Here is a 21,861-nt window from a genome sequence, read left to right as displayed (position 1 = left end):
TGTCCGTGGGTAAATTTAACCATTATTGTTTTTGAAAAATTTTGAGCGGGCCTCTATTTTGAGTCACGATTATGTAAGGATTGCCACCACCTGCATTTTTTAAGGTAATTATATCCTTAGCATCACCTTCGGCAACAAAACCACTTGTTTGTGGGTCTATGGTAGAGAATCCTCCTTTTCCATCCCCTTGTAATAGGGCGCCGTTAAAGGCATCGTATTTTCCAATAAAAATTTCGTTTCCATGATCATTCCCTATCAGCAATACATCTAATAAACCATCATTGTTATAATCGGTAACCGTTGCCCCGTTGATCGGTGCGGACTGTGCCTCCCATGGAAGTTCTTTGTAATCGAATTTTCCATTTCCTAAATTCTCTAGAAAGATACTTCTGTCATAATTACCGGATAAGGTATTGGCTCCCTTAAGTTCTTCTTCGTTGAACAATGTATGTTCCGTAGCTTGGGCATATGCTTTATATGAAGTGTATTTTGATCTGAACAAAGGACTTTGGCCATACAGGTCTCCCCAGAAATTTACAGGGAAGGATTTATATTCTGGATTGTCGAAACTATTCATAAAATAGGCGAACATCACTGGGTCTACAGTGCCATTGTTGTCAAAATCTTTATAAATGAGCGTTACCGGTTTTTCTTTTGATGGTTGGTAAAAGTTGTTGGCCCCCATATTGCCCACAATAAAATCAACATCGCCATCTTTGTCAATATCATAGGGTTCTATACTTTCCCACCAACCCAGTAAGCTATCTATCCCGGTGTTTTCAATTTTAGTAAGTTGTGATTTTTCGTTCTTAAAAATGGTTATAGGCATAAACTCACCAACAACAACTAAATCTTTTAGTCCGTCAGCATCAATATCGGCCCAAGAAGCATCGGTGATCATTCCGATTTTTCTTAATTCAGGAGCATCGGTATCGGTTACATCTACTAGTTTTCCATTTTCATTTTTTAATATAAAACTATTTTCGGCCAGCGGATATTGAGAAAAGGGAGTTCTTCCTCCCACAAATAGGTCGTCAAAACCATCATCATTATAATCATACACAGAAACTACCGATCCACTGGCATTTATATTTGGCATTTTGTCCAATGCCAATTCATAATTACCATTACCATCGTTAATAAATAGCCTGTCTTGGTATAAGCTGTTGTCCCGCATAAACTCATTGCTACCAGAAACTAGGTATAGGTCTAGGTCACCGTCGTTGTCCAAATCGAAAAGGGCGATGCCTTCCTCCTCGTATTTTTTGTCCTCTTCATTTTCAAACAAGACCTTTTGCTTAAAGTTTCCTTCTTCATCTTGGTAAAAGATGACTGGTGAGTACCCTGCAGAGCTTCCGATAATAAAGTCTTCGGTACCGTCACCGTTAATATCGCCTGAGGCCAAGCATGGGCCATTTTGTGTTAGTTTGTGAGGTAAGATACGTTGAACGTTGTAGTCTATTATATCCAGCTCTTTGTGTTGGTATTCCACACCAATTTTTTCAGATACTTCAGCGAAGTGTTTTTTATGGTTCTTGGGGGCAAAAGGAAATTTTAGATTGTTCGAGGTTATTGGTTCAGCATCTTTTTGCTTCAACGATATTGTTTGATTTATACTAACATCGGATATATTTTGATACGAACCATTTGGCCATAAAACCTCTAAGGAACTTATCTTTTTATCAGTGCCCAAACCAAAATGTACTATACCCTCTACCGAAGACATATAACCTCTGTAAAGATAGTTTTCGTGATATTGGAATGAGCCATCATTGAACCTTAAAACCAATTTTGCCCCAATACCCCTCGTTTGGGAATCTTTGAGGTTTACATTTAGATAATTGGAACTTTTTTCGTTTGAGTCGTTTAGGTTGTTCTCAAATAAAAAGGCAGGGTCGTTTATGTTGTTCACAACGTAGTCTAAATCACCATCGTTATCAAGATCGGCAAAAGCGGCACCGTTCGAGAAAGAGGGAATGTTCAGGCCCCAATCATTTCCTTTGTCCACAAATTTCTTGGCACCATCGTATTTATAGGCATAATTAGGAATTTTAATGGTCGGGATAGAATCTAATATCTTATCAGGGCTTAGATATCTACTGGTGTTAAATTTAAATTCCCCAAAATCAAGGTCCGTAATATCTCGGGGAAATCCATTGGTTATTAAAAGGTCTTTGTAACCATCATTGTCCATATCTGCAAATAGGGGAGACCAGCTCCAATCTGTTTTTGAAACCCCTGACATTAATCCGATCTCACTATGGGGTATACCGTTTCCGTTCCCCTTTTGTAACATATTTCTACTGTATTGGTACTCGTAACCATATCTATCGTTAAGCACATAGCTGGTATATTTATTGTTAGAAATGGTGGTCTTTAATCTTCGGTTTGTTTCCCCCAACATATCTAGGGTAATGATATCGAGGTAACCATCATTGTTAAAGTCCGATATATCGTTCCCCATAGAAAATTTACTCTGGTGTTTTACAAAATCCGATATTTTGTTGGTGAAAGTTCCGTCTTGGTTGTTAATGTACAGAATGTCATTGGTCAAATAATCGTTACTTACGTAAATATCTGGCCAATTATCATAGTTGATATCGGCAATGGCTAGGCCAAGGCCATATCCTTCGATGGTAATGCCGGCTTTTTCAGTGACATTGGTAAAAGTTCCGTCACCATTGTTATGGTAAAGTTTGTCATTGCTTAAAGCGGTACCATCGGTTATTTTTTTACGATAGTTAGCGGGTAGTATGTGTATATCCACGTTGTTTAGAACGTATAGATCAAGTAGACCATCTTTGTCGTAATCAAAAAATGTAGCTCCCATGCTATTACCAATGTCCGCGATACCATATTGTTTTGCCATTTCTTTAAAAACAGGAACACCTTTATCGTTGGTTCCCTGATTTACAAAAAGCATGTTGGCTTTTTCTTCGTCTGAGGCCAACATAGCTGCGCAAACATAGATATCCATAAGGCCATCGTTGTTAATGTCAGCTAGGGCGATACCCGTATTCCATTTATTGGTAGCTTCGATATTGGCCTCTTTGGAAACATCGATAAATTCGAGGTCTCCTTGGTTTATGTATAGTTTGTTGGAAACCTGATTTCCAGAAAAGAAAATATCCGGCAGGTTATCGTTATTGAAATCACCTATGGCAACACCACCTCCATTAAAAATGTATTCGCTCGTTAGAATATTAAAGCTGTCGGTCTCAACTATTTTATTGTTAAAGGTAATTCCTGAACGATCCGATGGAATTAATGAGAACAAGGTTTCTTTTTCCTTTTTACATGAAAAAAAAGCAAGTACAATTGTTATCGTGAAAAACATTAATTTCCTCATAGAACTTTGTGATAATTTGGTTGAATGGTATATATGGGTCATATAGTGAAAATGACAGCAAAATATCTCAATGATATTGTATAAAATGATATTTAGACAAATTTAGTTAAAAGCTATTGTTTTTTAAATTATGTCTTAAAAAAGAAGAGGTTTTTAATCTTCTGTTAGCTTTAGGTTGTCGGGTTTAATTTTTCCTTAATCTTTCATTAATTTTTGACCATAAAAAAAGGGCGTTATAAACGCCCTTTTCCATTGTTTTTAATTTACTATTGATTAGTAACCGGGATTCTGAGTTAGAACTCCACCACTTTGGTCAATAGCATTTACTGGAATTGGGAACAGATTATGTTTATCTGTATATGTTTTGAATTTACTGTCATATCCAGCGCTTATCGTAACAGTTTCTCCATCAACAACTTTTTCTATGGTAAAGTCTTCACCTTCGTTTTGGATGTAGGTATTGATAGTTTCCTCGGCAACACCCCATCTTCTTAAATCGAACAAACGATGACCTTCCATACCAAATTCTAAACGACGCTCAAAACGAACCGCTTTTCTAGCAAAATCTTGACTAGGAAAAGCAGCGTATGGCTCTATTTGATAGTTGGCAGCAGGAGCATCACCAGTTTCATTTTGAACATAGGTCATGTTTTTTGCCCTGTTTCTTACTTGGTTTACATACTCAAGTGCCAAAGGAAGATCTGGACTCGTTTTTTCTACAGCAGCTTCAGCGGCCATTAACAGAACATCGGCAAAACGCATGATGTTGTAGTTGATACCGGACCAATCAGACCCCCAACCACCTGTACCGCGGTTGGCATCTACTTCATCAGCTTGGTATACGTTCTTTTTAGGTAAATAAGGACCGGAAATATCGGCAAAGGTAGCTCTTATCCATTCTTTTCCTGGATTAGGCCCAAAACCATTATAATCGATGCCTCTTCTAGATACGGTGTAATCCAATCTTGGATCTAAAGGCCCTGCATGTGGAGTAAAAGGTTCGTCACTCTCAATTCCGTAATCATTAGTAACATCTGTTGCCGCGTAATTATCCAATAAAGGAAGACCACTACCATCTGTTTGGAACGCATTTACCAAATCTTGGGTCGGTTGGTAGAAACCACAACAAGTTTCCAATGGTCCACCACCAGGGAAGTTCAATGTACCGGCACCATTACCATTATATGAACGTCCGTCATCTGAAACGAATTGAATTGCGAACATAGATTCTGCACTGTTTTCCCCAACAAAGTTGAAGTTGTTCACATATTCGCTATTTAGTTCATAAGGACTTTCGGTAGCCACTTCGTTTAACAAGGTAAAAGCTTCGTCCCATTTTTCTTGGTATAAATAAGCTTTTCCCAAAAAGGCTTTTGCTACCCAAGAATTAGCTCTTCCTGTTACAACATCTGATCCTAAATTGTCAATTGCAGCTTGAAAATCAGCTTCGATTTCCGCCCAAATTGGTCCAGGATTAGGTTGGTTAAATTCTTGGTTGTCCAAATTCTCTACAGAGATAAAAGGAACGTTTCCATAAAATTTCTGTAATTCAAAATTGAAATACCCTCTTAAAAATTGGGCTTCTCCCAATTGTTGGGTAAAATCGCCGTCTGGAATTTGGTTTATGAGCGAGATAACGGCATTGGCACGGTTTACCCCACCAAAAAGTGCACTCCACCTTCCAAGAAACCAGTTATTACCGGTTTGCCAATCCAATGTTTCAACCTGAAACAATGCAGTGTTATCACCGTCTGTACTTCCTCTATGGGCGTCATCTGCAACTACATCGGTCCACCAGTTGTCACCACCTGCAGCAACACCTTCACCTTGTCTGTTAATACGTTCACCGTCCATAACAGAGTATGCAGCGGTCAACTTTAGGTCTACACCGGTAGCATTTTGTAAGGCTTCATCAGAAAGAGCCCCTGTCGGAGCAATTTCCGTAAAGTCGTCACTACATGCACCCAGCATCATGCATGTAAGTGTTATTGAATAAATTAATTTCTTTTTCATTTTATTAAAATTTTAAATTAACACCTAATGAATAAATCGAGGCCAATGGATAATTGTTGTCAGATACACCTATAGTAAGGTTGTCGACAGATCCATTGCTGTTATATCTAGGTTGTAGTTCTGGGTCTACACCATCATACCCTGTAATAGTAAACAAGTTGGTACCTTGAAGGTAGAACCTAACACTATCCATTCCGAGTAAACCAGAAATTTCATCATTAAATGTGTAACCGATCTGTAAGTTTTTCAAACGCATGTAAGAACCATCCTCAACAAAGAATGAATTTGCCGTACCTTCATTGTTGGTAATACTCTGGCTTAGTGCCGGTAAAGAGGCATCTAGATTGTCCGGAGTCCAAGAATCCAATACTCTTACACTTCTGTTTGCATTAAAAAACGTTGGAAAATCGGTGTATACTTTATCGTTATTAAAGATTTCATTGCCTTGAGAACCTTGGAAAAAGGCAGACATATCAAAACCTTTGTAAGCCATAGTTAGGTTTACCCCATATGTGAAATCTGGGTGTGGAGAACCAATAAAGGTTCTGTCGTCATCATTGATTACACCGTCATCATTTAAATCGGCATACTTAAATCTACCAACACCGTCAGCAGCAGAGGCAAAACCTTGATCGGCACTAGCGCTAACTTCAGCTTCTGAAGCGAAGATACCTTCAACTACTCTACCGTAGAAAGAAGAAAGAGGCTGACCTACCTGAGTTCTTGTAACTGTACCGGTAGTTCTAAAACCACCATATCCAGATTGGAAGGCACTGATCAAATCTGTAACCTCATTTTTGTAACTAGAGAAATTAACATCGATACCGTAGCTAAAACCAGAATCGGTTTGATCGGCAAAGCTAAGCGTGGCATCAATACCTTTATTTTCAATTGAACCAAGGTTCACATAAGGAGGAGCAGAATCTATTGAAGTAGAACTGAACAAACTTTCATCTTGGTTGATCAAATCTTTGGTCTTAATGATAAAGTATTCTGCACCAAGATTAAGCTTACCGTCAAAGAAACCAAGTTCTATACCAAAGTTGGTGGTTTCACTGGTCTCCCATTTTAGATCAGGGTTACCGGCAGCCGATAAAATAGCTCCTTGAGATACCGCACCACTACCGTTAAAGCCGTAGTTGGCATATTGTTCGCTTAATATAGATATATTGGTAGTTGGGTTGTTTACAGGAAGAGTTTGGTTTCCTAATTGTCCCCAAGAACCTTTAAGCTTAAAACGATTTACAAAAGAATCTTCTGGCCAAAAATTTTCATTACTGACTACCCAACCAGCACTGAAAGAAGGAAAAATATCACTTTTGTTATCTCCTATAAATCTTGACGATTCGTCTTGACGAACTGTAGCCGTCAATAAATATTTGCCTGCGTAATTGTAATTAACAGTACCGAATACAGAGAATAAAGAAGAAGCATTGTCATAAGCATATGCAACGTTCGCTGCACCACCACCATTACTTAATAGGTAATATTCGGGAGTTTCGAAGAAGTAATCAGTTCTTGAAATTTCCTTGCCTTTTCCAGTTACTTTTAAAGCTTCTATACCAACCAAGGCATTAATGCCATGATCGCCAAAAGATTTGTTGTAACTTAAGGTATTGTTCCATACCCACTCGTAAGTGTCTTGGTCCGCTTCTGTAAGCGTATTGGTCGAAATTGGTTCAGAAGACTCAGGAATCAAAGCTCTAAAACGTCTGTCGTTGTAAGCTCTAATAGAACCACCAATAGAGGTTTTAAATTGTAATCCGTCCAATATGTCTACCGTAGCATAGATATCACCAAATACCCTAAATGTTTTTTGGAAATCATCCGCTTGTCTGTTAGCCTCGGCTACTGGGTTGTTAGGGTTCGATAGTCCCGTGTCGTTACTATAGTTACCCGCATAATTACCATTGTCATCATAAACAGGAACTAGAGGAGACATTCTTGTAGCAAAATTGTACCAAGATTGTCCGCCACTTCTTCTATCAAAAGAGATGTTGGTATGCTCTCCGATCTTGATTCTATCACCGATCTTAAATTCTGAGTTTAATCTTACGGAACCTCTTTTAAAGCCTGTAGCGATTTGAATACCTTGACGGTTTAAATAACCAGCGGAAAATAAGAATTTAGACTTTTCATTACCGTTCTCTAAAGTTATAGAGGCATTTTGCGTAATGGCCGTTCTGTATATTTCATCCAACCAATCTGTTCCTCCATTTGGTTTTACCGTAGCGGTAATACCTTCTGGGGTTCTTTGTAAGGTAGTTGGTGTAACTGGTTGTGCTCCACTTCCGTACTGGGCGTGAGAGGGCGTACCACCATCGTTTAAGATACTTTGCCATATCATTTGTCCGTGTTGTTCGGTATCCAATAATTCTGGTAAATTGGTAGCTTTGGAGAAACCAGTGTACATATCTACGGAAACACGAGCGGTATCCATATTGTAACCACCACTTTTAGTGGTAACGATAACAACACCGTTAGAAGCTCTTGCACCATAAATAGCGGCAGCACCATCTTTTAATACGTTCATCTGATCAATGTCCGCAGGGTTTAATGAGTTCAAGATACTAGGGTCGTCGGTCTGTACTCCATCAATAATATATAGAGGGTCGTTGCTGTTACCCGTACCATATCCCCTTATTCTTACAACCGGTGTAGCTCCTGGTTGTCCGTTGTTGGTAATAGTAACACCCGAAACCCTACCTTGTAATGCTTCGGCAGCATTTACCATCGGAGTTTTTGTAGCCTCTGAAACATCTACACTACCTACAGAACCTGTTAGGTCTCCTCTGGTCTGCGTAGAATATCCTGTTACAACTACTTCATCCAATGCCGCTGCATCTTCCACCATGGTTACATTTATGGTAGATTGGCCATTAACGGCAACTTCTTGGGTTTTAAAACCTACATAGCTAAATACAAGTACAGCGCCATCTGCTACATTTAGGCTGTAGTTACCATCAAAATCACTTTGGGTACCATTTGTAGTACCTTTTTCGATTATCGTGGTTCCCGGTAGTACTTCACCCATTTCGTCAGTAATTGTACCGGTAACCGTAGACTGAATTGTTTCGACCTCTACTTCTTTTGAGGTATCGGTCTTTTCATTTGCTAGAGCCGTTTGTGCTCCTAAGCAAATGACCATCGATAAAAACCCCAATCTAAAGAAAGAAGACTTTCTTTTGGATTTCACCGATTTGAAATCATTTTTTAGATTCATAATCCTTTGTTGTTTGTTAGTTTAAATTAATTTGTAAAATTCTGATCTTCATCAATTCCTTTAGGGTAAACGGAGTTGGGAAAAATCAAAATTAGCCGTAATAATAACAAAATATTATGAAAAATGAAGGAAGGGCAATTCGATATTTCTTAAAAGCAAGTGTTAAAAATGAGCCCTAAAAATTATGTAAATGCTATAAATGACTGAATATATAGTGGTTGTAAAAAAAATAAGAGGGGTTAAATTATTAATTTGATAATTTATAATTTTAACAACATGACGGGCTAATGTGTTAATTTTATCGGTATACTGGCCTGTTTAAGGTATTTTAGTTTAAGGATTTATTGGTAGGTTATTTCTTGTTAATATGTATGTTGTGCAACATACTATGATTGTATTACAATCATTTTTATAACACTTTTTTACAGGATAATACAGCCGATCTGTTCAAATTGTCTTTGGTGAAGAATAGGTAATTATCGCCCCCTTCTTTTAACTTTAGTTTTTTGCGGATAATATCTACGGAATCAGGAAAATTGCGTACAGTGATATTGGCTTTTGTAATACCTAAGGATTTAATTTCTTTTTTATTGTATTTGAGAACGGTATCTATCAAAAATCTTCGGCCCGGAAATTCTTTTAGTTGGTTGGAAGTGTATAGATGCGAATGTGGATTTAACTTTTTGAGTCCATATGCCTTTGCTATTACTTGAAAACCTCCCGACTTCATAATGGCTGCATTGGGTTCGTATAAATAGGTGAGGGGTTCTGAATACTCTAAAGAGGCACTAGGTTCTTCGTTTAGGTAAAACTGAAATACTTCGTTCTCATTTTTTTTTAGGTTGATGGTTTTAATCATCGTATTACCGGAAAACTCTTTTTTTAAAACCCACAGCACCTCCTTTACTTCATTTTGCAGGGCAACTATATGAACTTCTTTAACGTGGTTTAGTTGGTCTAACCCGGCCTTAATGTCTAAAAGAGGCCCCGTTTTTATTAAGATATTTGGAGATTTAGAAAAAAAAAGGTCTAGGTGCGCTATTACATTTGGTTCGCAATCCTCCAAAAAAAAGACCTTTTTGTTGTTTTTGTCCCTTCTAGAGGGGTCTATATAGATCCAATCGAATGTCTCGGTAGTTTTTTGTATAAAGTTGATGCTATCTTCATTTACAGACTCAATATTGTTTTGGTGTAAAACTTTAAAATTATGGGCGGCAATAGCAGAGAGTGTACTGTTTTTTTCTATATGAAACACCTTTTCGGCCCTTTTGGCAAAAGCGGCGGTGTCTACCCCAAAACCACCTGTTAGGTCTACCAGCGTTTTACCATCTATCATTTCCGCTTTGTAATTGGCCGTAGTCTCTGAGGATGTTTGCGACAAGTTTAGCTTGTTGGGGTAGTATATTCCAGTGGTAGAAAACCATGTTGGCAATTTATTCTTTGCCCTATTTTTAGATTCTATTTGTTCAACAAGTTCTTTGGGCGTAACATCTAAAAAACCAATATTTTTTAGAAGAATACTATGTACGTTAGTATTCAAGTTTTTTTTAATGAAGTCTTGAACCTCTTTCTCTAAAAGATTATTGTTCATTTTAATGTCATAGGTTTTCGGTCAGTGACCTTACGATCTTGTTATCGGCCAAAAATTCTTTCAGAATAACTTTTATGGCAGTATAGCTAGGTACGGCGACGATCATACCCACGACCCCGAATAACAGACCGGCGATGATGATGACGAGAAAAATCTCTAAAGGATGAGACTTTACGCTGCTTGAAAATATAAATGGTTGAGAGAAGAAATTATCGACTAGCTGACCAATAGCAAGGCCAATTAGTACATAGCCTGTTTTGGGCAGAATTACAGTGCTGAAATCGGCACCAAGATTACTGGTCATTGTTAGTATAATCATTAATACGCCACCAATTATGGGGCCTATGTATGGTATAATGTTGAAGAGGGCGCATAAAAATGCAATAACAACGGCATTCTCTATGCCTACAATTAATAGAACTATCGTATATATTACGAAAAGAATAAATATTTGAAGCAAGAGACCAACAAAGTAGCGGGACAATAAATTGTTGATTTTATTAATTGAATTGATAGTGCCCTGTTCTTTGGTTTTAGGAATAAAGGTGAGTAAACCCTTTTGAAATAGTTTACTGTCCTTTAAAAAGAAAAATGAAATAAAGAGAATGGAGAAAAGCCCCATACTTGCAGAGCTTAGGAAATTTAAAAAGGAATTTAAAAAATCGGGTATGAAACCAACATCCATTCCTTGAAGAATATTTTTTTCTATTTCGTTGTCTTCGATGACATCCTCTACCACATGCGACGATAAACCAAAATAATCTGTAATGGTGTGGTAAAGGGTGTTTAGACTATGTTGTAGTTCTTCAATATTCAATAAAGACAGATTTTTGCTCTGTTCGGTCAACAATGGTATAAACAAGGCAAAAATACCTACTAAGAGGCCTATCATAAAAAGCATGGTCAAGACGACCGCCAGAACATTTGGAAAATTGAGTTTTCCTCTTAAAAAAAGAACAATGGGCCTTCCTATTAATGCAACAATGGCGGCAGCGGCCAAATAAGCCAAAACCGATCGGATTATATAAAGAAAATATAAGGTAACGACAATTGCCGTTATGATCCCCAGGGCTCTTAGAATTCCGTTGGAAATGGTTTTAGAAGTCATATTCAGTTTTTAAAAACATAAGAAATAATATTGGCCCCCATTTGTAGTGCTTTGGTCCGGATCTCCTCTGGGTCGTTGTGTACGGCCGGATCTTCCCACCCGTCGCCAAGGTCAGATTCTACCGTGAACAATAAAACTAACCTATTGTTTTGAAAAATGCCAAAGGCTTGCGGTCTTTTTCCATCGTGTTCATGAATTTTTGGCAATCCTTGGGGAAAGTTATATTCTTGAGAGAAAATAGGGTGGTCTGCCCCAATTTCCTCTAATCCGTTATTGGGAAATAAGGTTTCTAGTTGGTTTTCTATATATTGTTTCATTCCATAGTTGTCATCTATGTGCAAGAAACCTCCGGACGACAGATAATTTCTAAGGTTTTCCATTTCTTCCGGTGAAAAAACTACATTTCCGTGTCCGGTCATATGAATAAATGGATATTGGAAAATGGCGTTGCTTCCCACTTCTACCGTTTCTGGTTTGGGGTTTAGCCGGGTATCTATATTGGAATTGCAAAAGTTGATCAAATTGGGAAGGGCAGTGGGGTTAGAGTACCAATCGCCTCCGCCTTGATATTTTAAAATGGCAATTTCTTGGGAGTTCACCTTTAGGCCGAATAAAAACAATAAGATCAGTGTTGTAGTAAATTGCTTCATTTTATAAGGTGCATTTCAGTATCAAATTTACGTAATATTGATCGTGAAATAATCCAAACTATCTTGATTGTTGGTATTTCTTGCTTTTGGTAGGGTATGTTTTGTGCCGATATGAGAATATGGTTTAAAACGATTAGCTCGTATTGTTCAGCCGTTGTTTATCATGGCCACAGTGGTACAGGCCACAATAGCCGCCGTTTCTGTCCGTAACCTATTCTTGCCCATAGAGACGGGCATATATCCTTTCGATGTTGCTTTTTTTATTTCTACGGTAGAGAAATCTCCTTCTGGCCCTATGAGTATGGTGGTGGGGGTGTCGGGTATAACGCTTCTTTTAAGTTCATATTTTTCCATATTCTCGCAATGGGCTATAAACAGGCTGCCTTCTGCGGGTTTTTCGAGAAACTCGTCCAAAGGCGTTAGATTGTTCAGCTTGGGTAAGTAAGCCTGAAAAGATTGTTTCATTGCAGAGAGGATCACCTTGTTGTACCGCTCCAATTTAATGGTTTTTCGTTCTGATCGCTGGCATATAACGGGGGTTATTTCATTTACCCCTATTTCGGTAGCTTTTTCCAAGAACCACTCAAAACGATCGTTCATTTTGGTAGGTGCGACGACCATGTGCAACCAATGTTTTTGTGGATGTACCTTTTTAATTCCGGTAACCTCTACAGAACATTTTTTAGGGTTGTCATCGATGATTTTGGCACTGAGCATTAAACCTTTGCCGTTGGTAATCAATAATTCATCATTTATTTTTCTTCTAAGCACCTTGATGATATGCTTGCTCTCGGCAGAATCAAATGAAAATAGAGAAGTGTTCTCGTTAAGATCGGCGTTATAGAATAGTTGCATAATTAAGGTGTTAAGAAGTCAAACTGTATCTAGCTTTTGCAGAAATGCCTTGGTCGGTAAACTGTCCGCTTTTATACTTGTGGTATCCCACTATGCCGATCATGCCGGCATTATCTGTACAAAACTCGAATTTGGGTATGTAGGTCGTCCAGCCATATTTGTTTTCGGCTTCTTTAAGTGCGGACCTTATACCAGAATTGGCAGATACACCTCCACCAATAGCTATATTCTTTATACCTGTTTGTTTGACCGCCTTTTTTAGTTTGTCCATTAATATGTTTATAATGGTGCCTTGTATAGAGGCGCATATATCTTCCAGGTTTTCGCTTATAAAATCTGGGTTCTGTGCCGTTTGTTTTTGAATAAAATATAGGATACTTGTTTTTAACCCGCTAAAGCTAAAATCAAGGTCTTTTACTTTTGGCTTTGGAAATTCGAACCGCGAAGAATCTCCGTTCAGTGCATGTTTGTCTATCAATGGTCCACCTGGGTAGGGTAGCCCTAAAATTTTGGCACTTTTATCAAAGGCTTCCCCTACAGCATCGTCCAAGGTCTGGCCAATTATTTTCATGTCAAAATAGTCGTTCACCTGTACTATTTGAGTATGACCTCCGCTGATCGTCAATGCTAAAAAAGGAAAGGTGGGCGAGGTCATGCTTTCATCTTTTATAAAGTGGGCCAAAATATGCGCCTGCATGTGGTTTACCTCGATTAAAGGTATGTTCAGGGCCAGTGATAAAGACTTGGCAAAAGAGGTGCCTACCAATAAAGATCCCATGAGTCCAGGTCCTCGTGTAAATGCTATGGCTGATAATTGTTTTTTATCGATATTTGCCCTAGCTAAAGCTTGGTTCGTCACGGGGACAATGTTTTGTTGATGCGCGCGCGAGGCAAGCTCGGGTACGACCCCGCCATATTCTTCGTGAATTTTTTGGGATGCGACCACATTGCTCAGCATAGTATCATTTTGCAGAACGGCCACCGAAGTGTCGTCGCAAGAGGATTCTATGGCAAGAATATAAATAATTTCGTTATCCGTCATGTTTGGAACAAAAATTGAATCACAAAGGTAAAACATAAAAGGCCTATCAAAAAACTAAGGAAAATACTGGTTAGAACTTTATTGGTTCTATTGTTGACTTGTGTTTTGGGAACTATTGTGCTTTCATTGCCTATAGTGCAGACCACTTTGGCCAAATATGCAACAGATTCTATTAATAAGGAATATGGAACCAATATAAATGTAGATAGGCTAAGGGTGTCTTTGATTTCGTGGGATACTTCTTTGAGGGGGGTGTATATCGAGGATTATAAAAAAGACACGCTTTTCTACATAAACGAGCTAAAGACGTCTATTCTGAGCGTAGGTAATTTAGTGCAGGGGCGTTTAGAGTTCGGGGATATCGATATTGATTCTCTTCATTTTAAGTTGAAAAATTATTACGGGGAGCGGACCACGAACATCAATGTATTCGTTGATAAGTTGGATGATGGCAAACCAAGAGATCCCGGTACACCTCCGTTTTTCTTTTCATCATCCTTCGTTGATATTAACAACAGCAGGTTTCAATATATAGACGAGAACCTGGAAAATGAAAAGGTGTTGGACTTTAAAGGGCTTAATATCGAAGCCGATGATTTTCAGATTTTGGGGCCCGAGGTTACTGCCGATATTGGTGAAATGTCCTTTTTGAGCAAAAGGGGTATTCAGGTTCAGGACATGAGGACCGATTTTAAGTATACCAAACAACAAATGCGGTTTGATTCGCTCCAGATAAAAACCGCCAAGTCCAATCTGGACGGCAACCTTGTTTTTAATTATAATAGAGAAGATTTTAAAGATTTTGTCGATAAGGTGAACGTGGTTGCGGATTTTCAGGAATCAACGGTTTCCTTCGATGATGTCAATATGGTCTATGATGAATTCGGAAAAGGGAAACAGGCAATGATAACCGCCAATTTTAATGGTGTTCTAAATGATCTGAATGTCGATAATTTGTTCTTGATTTCGGATAACACTGGGGTTAGGGGCGATTTTAATTTTAAAAATCTTTTCAATAAACAGAAATCGTTCATTTTGGATGCCAAGATGAAGAACGTAACCAGTAGTTATTACCAGCTTAATGCCTTGTTGCCTAATTTGATAGGAAATTCCCTGCCTTCTACCTTTAGTAAATTGGGGCAATTTACCATAAGGGGAAATGCCTTGGTAACAGATTCTTCAATAGATGCAAAGGTAAACTTGAACACCGCGGTAGGTAGTAGTTATTCAGATGTCGTCATAACCGATTTTAACAATATAGATGCTGCCACGTATAAAGGATTTGTCTCGTTGATAGATTTTGACCTGGGAGATTTTGTCAACAGTAAAAGTCTGGGTAAAACTACGTTGGATTTTAATGTGGAAGGAAGAGGATTTGTTACCGAGCACCTAAATACAGAGGTCATTGGTAAGATCTACTCAATAGAGTTTAATAATTATAAATATCAAGACCTAAGTGTTTCCGGAATTTTAAAAGAACAGCTGTTCGATGGATCTCTTACCAGTAACGATGAAAATATCAAATTTAACTTTAAGGGGCTGGCAGATTTCGGCGCAGAAAGCAACAACTTTAACTTTAAGGCTTCCGTCGCATTTGCCGATCTTAGAAAATTAAATTTTATAAACGATAGCGTCTCTATCTTCAAGGGTGACGTAAGTATGAATATTAATGGTACGACCTTAGACAATATAGTAGGGGATGTAAGTTTTTCAAAAACAAATTTCCAGAATGCAAACGACACCTACTACTTTGATGATTTTAAGGTAACGTCCTCTTTTGAGAACGATTCGGTAAGAACCATAAATATAAATTCCCCAGATATTATCACAGGTTATATGAGGGGTAACTTTAGGGTGAAAGAACTCGGTAAATTGGTGCAGAATTCCGTAGGTAGTATTTATACCAATTACCGCCCGTATGAAATATCGGAAGGGCAGAACATCGATTTTAATTTCAAGATATACAATAAGATAGTAGATGTCTTTTTTCCAGAGGTGAAATTTGATCCCAATACGTTTATAAGGGGAAAAATTGTTTCCGACGAAGGTGATTTTAAACTGAATTTCAAATCTCCGAGTATCGAGGCGTACGGCAATGAAGCCGATAATATAGAGTTGAAGATAGACAACAAGAACCCGCTTTTTAATACCTATGTGTCCGTTAGTGATTTAAAGACCAGGTATTATGATGTAAAAGATTTTAGCCTGATCAACACCACATTGAAAGATACCTTGTTCTTTAGGTCCGAATTTAAGGGGGGGAGTGAGTTCAACGACAGTTATAACCTAAACTTTTATCATACATTTAATAAAGAAAACAAATCTGTAATAGGTCTAAAAACCTCTGATGTAAGTTTTAAGGGCAATAAATGGATACTTAACAAAGAAGGGGACTCTAAAAATAAAGTCATATTAAATAGGTCTTTGGATAGTATTACGATTCAAGAGATCGTAATGAATAACGATGAGCGGGAGCAAATTCGTTTAAAGGGCCAGTTGGCGGATTCTACGTATAAAGACCTGCAACTTCAATTTAAAATAGTTTCCCTTAATAAGATTACACCGGTAATAGATAGTCTTAAGCTTCAGGGCGAAGTGAACGGTAGTTTGAATATTCTTCAGAAAGATGGTATTTATCTACCGTCATCGAATTTGAATATAGAACAGTTTGGAATAAATGATATACCCTTGGGCGACTTGGCGATCAGTATTGTTGGAAATAGAGATCTAACAGAGTTTCAGGTCAATTCGCAACTAAGTGAAAACGGAACGGAAAAATTTGGGGTGGTAGGTAAAATAAACAATAAAGCTGATGTGCCTACGGCGAATCTGGTGGCCAATTTCAATAATTTTAATCTAGAACCTTTTAGTCCTTTGGGCGATGGGGTCATTGATAATATTAGAGGCGATATGGATGGTCGCGTAAGTATTACCGGAGATGTGAACAACCCTAATTTTGACGGGCTAATTACGTTAGACAATGCAGGCATTGCCATACCTTATCTGAATGTCGATTATGCCTTTGCGCCCAGATCTAGGGTACGTCTAAATAAACAGACGTTCGATTTTGAAAATATCGGTTTAACCGATGTAGCCAAGAAGACCAAGGCAAACCTAGATGGTACCATTACACATAGTTATTTTGATAACTGGGTCCTTAATTTAGACGTTAATACCAATAATGATCGATTTTTGATATTGAATACAGAATTTAAAGAAGGAGATCTGTATTATGGAACCGGTTATTTAAATGGAACGGGACGTATCTATGGACCGACAACGGCATTGAATATTACCGTCGATGGAGAGACGGCAAAAGGAACTTCTTTAAAAATACCATTAAGCGATGTTGCGACCGTAGGAGATTATTCCTTTATAAACTTTATAGAAAAGAATGATCAGGGAGTCGTTGATGAGCAACGGGAATTAAAAGATTATCAGGGGCTGGAGTTGGAATTTAACCTAGATGTAACCCCAGATGCCGAAGTGGAAATAGTTACCGATACCAAAACGGGCAGTTCTTTAAAGGGAACCGGGGAAGGTATTCTTTTGATCCAGATAAATACCAATGGCAAGTTTGAGATGTACGGAGACTTTGTTGTGGTAACAGGTCAATTTCATTATAAATTCGGGGGGTTAATAGATAAAACTTTTAAAGTGGAACCCGGGGGTACTATAAACTGGGATCAAAAGCCATTACAGGCCCAGTTGAATATGGAAGCCGTGTATTCGTTAACGGCCAATCCGGCCCCATTGTTAGATGATGATAGTTATACCAGTAGAATAGCAACAGATGTTATAATTAAGTTAACGGGCGAATTGGAAAATCCTGATATAGAATTTGGAATCGATTTTCCAGGAACCAACTCCATTGTAAAATCTGAGTTGGAGTATAGGCTTCAAGACCCTACGGTTGCGGAGAAAAATGCTATTTTCTTATTGGCCCAAGGTTCTTTTGTAAGTGATCAAAGTGGTATAAACCAGCAGGCGATTACAGGTAATTTGGTGCAGAGCGCTTCAGGAATATTGAACTCTATTTTGGGAGGGGGCAACGATAAGTTAAATTTTGGACTATCGTATGAACAGGGTATACAAAGTACAGATTTGGAGACGGATGATCGTATAGGGGTAACCGTATCCACTCAAATATCGGATAGGGTATTGTTTAATGGTCAAGTAGGGGTTCCCGTCGGCGGAACGAGTGAAACATTGATCGCGGGGGACTTTGAGATACAGTTGCTTTTAAACGAAGAAGGTAGTCTTAGTGCGAAATTCTTTAGTAGGCAAAGTGAAATAGAGGCCATTCTTCCCGACCAGCAAGGGTCTACCCAAGGCGCCGGCTTATCTTATGAGGTAGATTTTGATAGTTTTAGGGAGTTGTTCAGAAAAATTTTAAAGAAAAATTCTGTAAGAGCACGTCCGGCAAACAACCCTACGCCTCAAATAACACCCGATCCTGATACCGTAATGGGAAAAGACAGCTTGTTAAATTTTTATTCCAAGCCAAAATCTTTCTAGAATTTTAAGTGTTCGAATGTCTTAAAATGTTAATAAATTACAGGTTTACATTATTTTTTGGTTAATATGTAACAGTAGTGTCTTTTTTTTAAGGGATTATAGTAAAATGCATGGTCGAGCCATTTCTTTATTGCCATAAGTTTTAGTAATTTCGTTGGCTTAAATTTTCGCATGTCATCAAATATTAAAAAAATAGCAGTACTCACATCTGGGGGCGATTCTCCAGGTATGAATGCGGCCATAAGATCGGTCGTGAGAACATGTGCCTACATGAAAGTTGAGTGTGTGGGTATCTATAGGGGATATCAAGGAATGATAGAAGGAGACTTTAAACCTATGGATGCTAGGAGCGTGAATAATATCATCAATAAAGGTGGTACGATTCTTAAATCGGCAAGGTGTACCGAATTTAGAACTCCCGAAGGCAGAAAAAAGGCTTATGATCAATTGGTGTCGGCAGGTATAGATGCCTTTGTGGTTATTGGGGGTGACGGTAGTTTCACGGGCGCTATGATTTTTAATCAAGAATATAGCTTCCCTATTATAGGAATACCCGGTACTATCGATAATGATATTTTCGGTACCAGTTTTACGCTTGGTTTTGATACGGCACTTAATACGGTAGTAGATTGTATAGATAAGATCAGGGATACGGCCAGCTCCCATAACAGACTTTTCTTTGTAGAGGTTATGGGTAGGGATGTTGGGCATATTGCCTTGAACGCCGGGGTAGGTGCAGGAGCAGAAGAGATTCTGATACCAGAGGAAAACTTAGGTCTGGACCGCCTTTTAGAATCTTTGAAAAGAAGTAAGGAATCTGGAAAATCCTCTAGTATCGTTATAGTCGCTGAAGGTGATAAATCAGGTAAAAACGTATTTGAATTAAAAGAATACGTAGAAGAACACTTGCCTATTTATGATGTTCGTGTCTCTGTATTGGGGCATATGCAAAGGGGCGGGGCTCCGTCGTGCTATGATCGTGTACTTGCCAGTAGAATGGGTGTTAAAGCGGTAGAGTCCCTATTAGAGGGCAAAACCAATCTAATGGTAGGTGTTCAGGACAATAAAATAACCTTAACGCCTATAAACAAGGCAATAAAGGGCCATACAAAAATAGATAAGGAGCTGATAAGGGTTTCTGAAATAATGACTACATAATTTTTTAATCGATTAAAAACAATAGAAAATGTCAAATTTAAAAATAGGAATAAACGGTTTTGGTAGAATAGGTAGATTGGTGTTCAGAACAACGATCAAACGTGGAGATGTCGACGTGGTTGCGATCAACGATTTGTTGGATGTTGAGCACTTGGCATACTTGTTAAAATATGATTCTGTTCACGGACATTTTGATGGCACCGTAGATGTTAAGGACGGTAACTTGATCGTTAACGGAAAAACTGTTAGGATCACTGCGGAAAGAGATCCTAAAAATTGTAAGTGGGACGAGGTCGGTGCAGCTATTGTTGCAGAATGTACCGGTATTTTCACAACATTGGAAACGGCACAGTACCATATTGATGGTGGCGCCAAAAAAGTAGTTATTTCGGCACCTTCCAAAGATGCCCCAATGTTTGTAATGGGCGTTAACCATAAAGATGTTAAAGCTTCCGATACCATTGTTTCCAATGCATCTTGTACAACCAACTGTCTTGCGCCAATGGCAAAAGTATTAAACGATGCCTTTGGTATCGAAGAAGCGTTAATGACCACGGTGCACGCTACTACAGCAACTCAAATGACTGTTGACGGACCATCTAAAAAAGATTGGAGAGGTGGTAGAAGTGCGATGTTGAACATTATACCTGCATCTACTGGTGCAGCGGTTGCCGTAACGAAGGTTATTCCTGCCTTAAAAGGAAAATTGACAGGCATGGCGTTCAGGGTTCCTACTGCAGATGTTTCTGTTGTGGATCTTACGGTTCGTTTAGAAAAAGAGACTTCCTACGAAGAAATTAAAAAAGCTTTCAAAGCTGCTTCTGAAGGAGAATTGAACGGCGTTTTGGGTTATACCGAAGAAGCGGTTGTTTCACAAGATTTTATCGGTGAGGCCAAAACAAGTGTATTCGATGCCGGTGCCGGTATTGAGTTGAATTCCAAGTTCTTTAAACTTGTTTCTTGGTACGATAACGAATCTGGTTTTTCAAATAAAATGGTAGACCTTATTCAACATGTAAACAGCCTTTAAGGAACAATTTAGTTTTATAATATTAATCCTGATTATAAGGCGATTTTTCCTTATTTTCAGGATTATTTTTTAAATGAAAGCGTATGATTTTAATAGTGGATAGCGGTGCTACCAAATCAGATTGGATAGCCTTGGATGAGAAGGGAAATGAGCTTTTTTTGACCCAAACGCTAGGTTTGAGTCCTGAAGTTTTGACCAAAGATGTTATAGAGGATAGATTGGCCAATAATTTTGAGCTGTCTAAAAATAGGGACAAGGTTACAAAGCTGTTTTTTTATGGCGCAGGATGCGGTACCGATAGAATGAAAAAGTTTTTAAAGGATATTTTTAAAGACTTTTTTCCGAATGCCAAAGCGGATGTTAGGGAAGATACCTATGCCGCTATTTATGCCACAACAAAAATAGGACATCAGGGTATCGTATGTATTCTTGGTACAGGGTCTAATTGTAGCTATTATGATGGCAACCAATTGTTTCAAAAGGTAACTTCTTTGGGTTACATTCCTATGGATGACGGTAGTGGAAATTACTTTGGCCGAAAATTGATACGGGATTATTACTTTAATAAAATGCCCGGTGATCTTGGTATTAAATTTGCCCAACAATATGATTTGGAGGCCGACACCATAAAAGAGAATTTGTATAAACAACCTAACCCCAATACGTACCTAGCTACATTTGCAAGGTTTTTGATAGAAAACAAAGATCACCCATATTCTAAAGGGGTAATAGATAAAGGTTTTCAGCAGTTTATAAACAACTACGTTATGCAGTTTGAACTGGCTACCAAGGTGCCCATTAATTTTGTAGGCAGTATTGCCCATTATTTAAGGGATGAGCTTACTACCGTATTAAAAAGAAACGATTTGATCGTAGGTGTTATTCGACAAAGACCTATAGAGGGCTTAGTTGAATTTCATAGAGAGAATATGTAGCTTATTTTACAGCGATCATAGAAATCTCCACATTTACGAATTTAGGTAAGTTGGCAACTTCGACCGTTTCTCTTGCAGGAGCGGTTTCTTCGTTAAAATAAGAGCTGTAGACTTCGTTTACTTGAGAAAATTGGTTCATGTCGCTCAAGAATATAGATGACTTTACCACGTTTTCAAATGTCATATCGGCCTCTTCTAGAATAGCCTTTAGGTTTTCCATGGACTGGCGAGTTTCTTTTTTAATGTCACCGGAAATAAGTTCACCGCTCTTTGGGTCTATAGGTATCTGTCCAGAAATATAAAGGGTGTTTCCGCTCAAGATGGCTTGGTTGTATGGACCTATCGGTGCTGGTGCATTTACAGTGTTTATGACCTTTTTCATATTGTGG

13 protein-coding genes are annotated in these 21,861 nt (G+C 38.3%); 4 read left to right on the top strand and 9 right to left on the bottom strand.

What is annotated here, in order from left to right; translation table 11 throughout:
* Window positions 1–22: 22 nt before the first annotated feature.
* From J8L85_RS14620 to tsaD, 8 genes are all read right to left on the bottom strand, one after another.
* Window positions 23–3,349 carry a VCBS repeat-containing protein gene (locus J8L85_RS14620; RefSeq protein ID WP_211018485.1) on the bottom strand — a complete coding sequence of 1,109 codons (3,327 nt, stop codon included), beginning with the start codon at window positions 3,347–3,349 and terminating at the stop codon, window positions 23–25.
* Between the two features lie 273 nt (window positions 3,350–3,622).
* Window positions 3,623–5,362: a RagB/SusD family nutrient uptake outer membrane protein gene (locus J8L85_RS14615; protein WP_211018482.1), complete on the bottom strand. Its 1,740-nt coding sequence runs from the start codon at window positions 5,360–5,362 to the stop codon at window positions 3,623–3,625.
* A 4-nt stretch (window positions 5,363–5,366) separates the two neighbouring features.
* Entirely contained in the window at window positions 5,367–8,585 is a 3,219-nt protein-coding gene (locus J8L85_RS14610) for a TonB-dependent receptor (RefSeq protein ID WP_247656684.1), read from the bottom strand.
* Window positions 8,586–8,994: 409 nt separating this feature from the next.
* Window positions 8,995–10,176, bottom strand: a complete 1,182-nt coding sequence (locus tag J8L85_RS14605) for a class I SAM-dependent methyltransferase (RefSeq protein ID WP_211018480.1) — start codon at window positions 10,174–10,176, stop codon at window positions 8,995–8,997.
* A gap of 7 nt (window positions 10,177–10,183) precedes the next feature.
* Window positions 10,184–11,284, bottom strand: a complete 1,101-nt coding sequence (locus tag J8L85_RS14600) for an AI-2E family transporter (protein ID WP_211018478.1) — start codon at window positions 11,282–11,284, stop codon at window positions 10,184–10,186.
* A gap of 2 nt (window positions 11,285–11,286) precedes the next feature.
* The gene (locus tag J8L85_RS14595; protein ID WP_211018476.1) at window positions 11,287–11,934 is read right to left on the bottom strand and encodes a DUF4159 domain-containing protein; all 648 of its coding nucleotides are present in this window, start codon (window positions 11,932–11,934) and stop codon (window positions 11,287–11,289) included.
* 147 nt (window positions 11,935–12,081) lie between these two features.
* Window positions 12,082–12,789, bottom strand: coding sequence for a 16S rRNA (uracil(1498)-N(3))-methyltransferase (locus tag J8L85_RS14590; protein WP_211018475.1), 708 nt, complete (start codon window positions 12,787–12,789; stop codon window positions 12,082–12,084).
* A gap of 10 nt (window positions 12,790–12,799) precedes the next feature.
* Window positions 12,800–13,831, bottom strand: coding sequence for a tRNA (adenosine(37)-N6)-threonylcarbamoyltransferase complex transferase subunit TsaD (tsaD, locus tag J8L85_RS14585; RefSeq protein WP_211018474.1), 1,032 nt, complete (start codon window positions 13,829–13,831; stop codon window positions 12,800–12,802).
* A gap of 105 nt (window positions 13,832–13,936) precedes the next feature.
* On the opposite strand from tsaD, the gene J8L85_RS14580 reads away from it, so the two are divergent.
* From J8L85_RS14580 to J8L85_RS14565, 4 genes are all read left to right on the top strand, one after another.
* Window positions 13,937–18,349 carry a translocation/assembly module TamB domain-containing protein gene (locus tag J8L85_RS14580; RefSeq protein ID WP_247656683.1) on the top strand — a complete coding sequence of 1,471 codons (4,413 nt, stop codon included), beginning with the start codon at window positions 13,937–13,939 and terminating at the stop codon, window positions 18,347–18,349.
* Between the two features lie 171 nt (window positions 18,350–18,520).
* On the top strand, window positions 18,521–19,507 hold the full coding sequence (pfkA, locus tag J8L85_RS14575) for a 6-phosphofructokinase (RefSeq protein WP_211018473.1): 987 nt from the start codon (window positions 18,521–18,523) through the stop codon (window positions 19,505–19,507).
* Window positions 19,508–19,535: 28 nt separating this feature from the next.
* Window positions 19,536–20,537: a type I glyceraldehyde-3-phosphate dehydrogenase gene (gap, locus tag J8L85_RS14570; RefSeq protein ID WP_211018472.1), complete on the top strand. Its 1,002-nt coding sequence runs from the start codon at window positions 19,536–19,538 to the stop codon at window positions 20,535–20,537.
* Window positions 20,538–20,620: 83 nt separating this feature from the next.
* Entirely contained in the window at window positions 20,621–21,472 is an 852-nt protein-coding gene (locus J8L85_RS14565) for an N-acetylglucosamine kinase (RefSeq protein WP_211018471.1), read from the top strand.
* 1 nt (window position 21,473) lies between these two features.
* Here the strand turns inward: J8L85_RS14565 and J8L85_RS14560 are convergent, their stop codons facing one another.
* Window positions 21,474–21,854 carry a RidA family protein gene (locus tag J8L85_RS14560; protein ID WP_047245808.1) on the bottom strand — a complete coding sequence of 127 codons (381 nt, stop codon included), beginning with the start codon at window positions 21,852–21,854 and terminating at the stop codon, window positions 21,474–21,476.
* Window positions 21,855–21,861 lie beyond the last annotated feature (7 nt).

Origin of the sequence: Maribacter sp. MMG018, from assembly GCF_018100785.1 — a bacterium.
Taxonomy (GTDB): Bacteria; Bacteroidota; Bacteroidia; order Flavobacteriales; family Flavobacteriaceae; genus Maribacter.
The sequence above is the reverse complement of the archived record's forward strand: the minus strand, read 5'-3'. Positions and strand labels throughout refer to the sequence as shown.

Excerpts from the sequence above, each read along its gene's own strand:
- J8L85_RS14620 (WP_211018485.1), bottom strand. The coding sequence starts at position 3,349 with ATGAGGAAATTAATGTTTTTCACGATAACAATTGTACTTGCTTTTTTT.
- J8L85_RS14615 (WP_211018482.1), bottom strand. The coding sequence starts at position 5,362 with ATGAAAAAGAAATTAATTTATTCAATAACACTTACATGCATGATGCTG.
- J8L85_RS14610 (WP_247656684.1), bottom strand. The coding sequence starts at position 8,585 with ATGAATCTAAAAAATGATTTCAAATCGGTGAAATCCAAAAGAAAGTCT.
- J8L85_RS14605 (WP_211018480.1), bottom strand. The coding sequence starts at position 10,176 with ATGAACAATAATCTTTTAGAGAAAGAGGTTCAAGACTTCATTAAAAAA.
- J8L85_RS14600 (WP_211018478.1), bottom strand. The coding sequence starts at position 11,284 with ATGACTTCTAAAACCATTTCCAACGGAATTCTAAGAGCCCTGGGGATC.
- J8L85_RS14595 (WP_211018476.1), bottom strand. The coding sequence starts at position 11,934 with ATGAAGCAATTTACTACAACACTGATCTTATTGTTTTTATTCGGCCTA.
- J8L85_RS14590 (WP_211018475.1), bottom strand. The coding sequence starts at position 12,789 with ATGCAACTATTCTATAACGCCGATCTTAACGAGAACACTTCTCTATTT.
- tsaD (WP_211018474.1), bottom strand. The coding sequence starts at position 13,831 with ATGACGGATAACGAAATTATTTATATTCTTGCCATAGAATCCTCTTGC.
- pfkA (WP_211018473.1), top strand. The coding sequence starts at position 18,521 with ATGTCATCAAATATTAAAAAAATAGCAGTACTCACATCTGGGGGCGAT.
- gap (WP_211018472.1), top strand. The coding sequence starts at position 19,536 with ATGTCAAATTTAAAAATAGGAATAAACGGTTTTGGTAGAATAGGTAGA.
- J8L85_RS14565 (WP_211018471.1), top strand. The coding sequence starts at position 20,621 with ATGATTTTAATAGTGGATAGCGGTGCTACCAAATCAGATTGGATAGCC.
- J8L85_RS14560 (WP_047245808.1), bottom strand. The coding sequence starts at position 21,854 with ATGAAAAAGGTCATAAACACTGTAAATGCACCAGCACCGATAGGTCCA.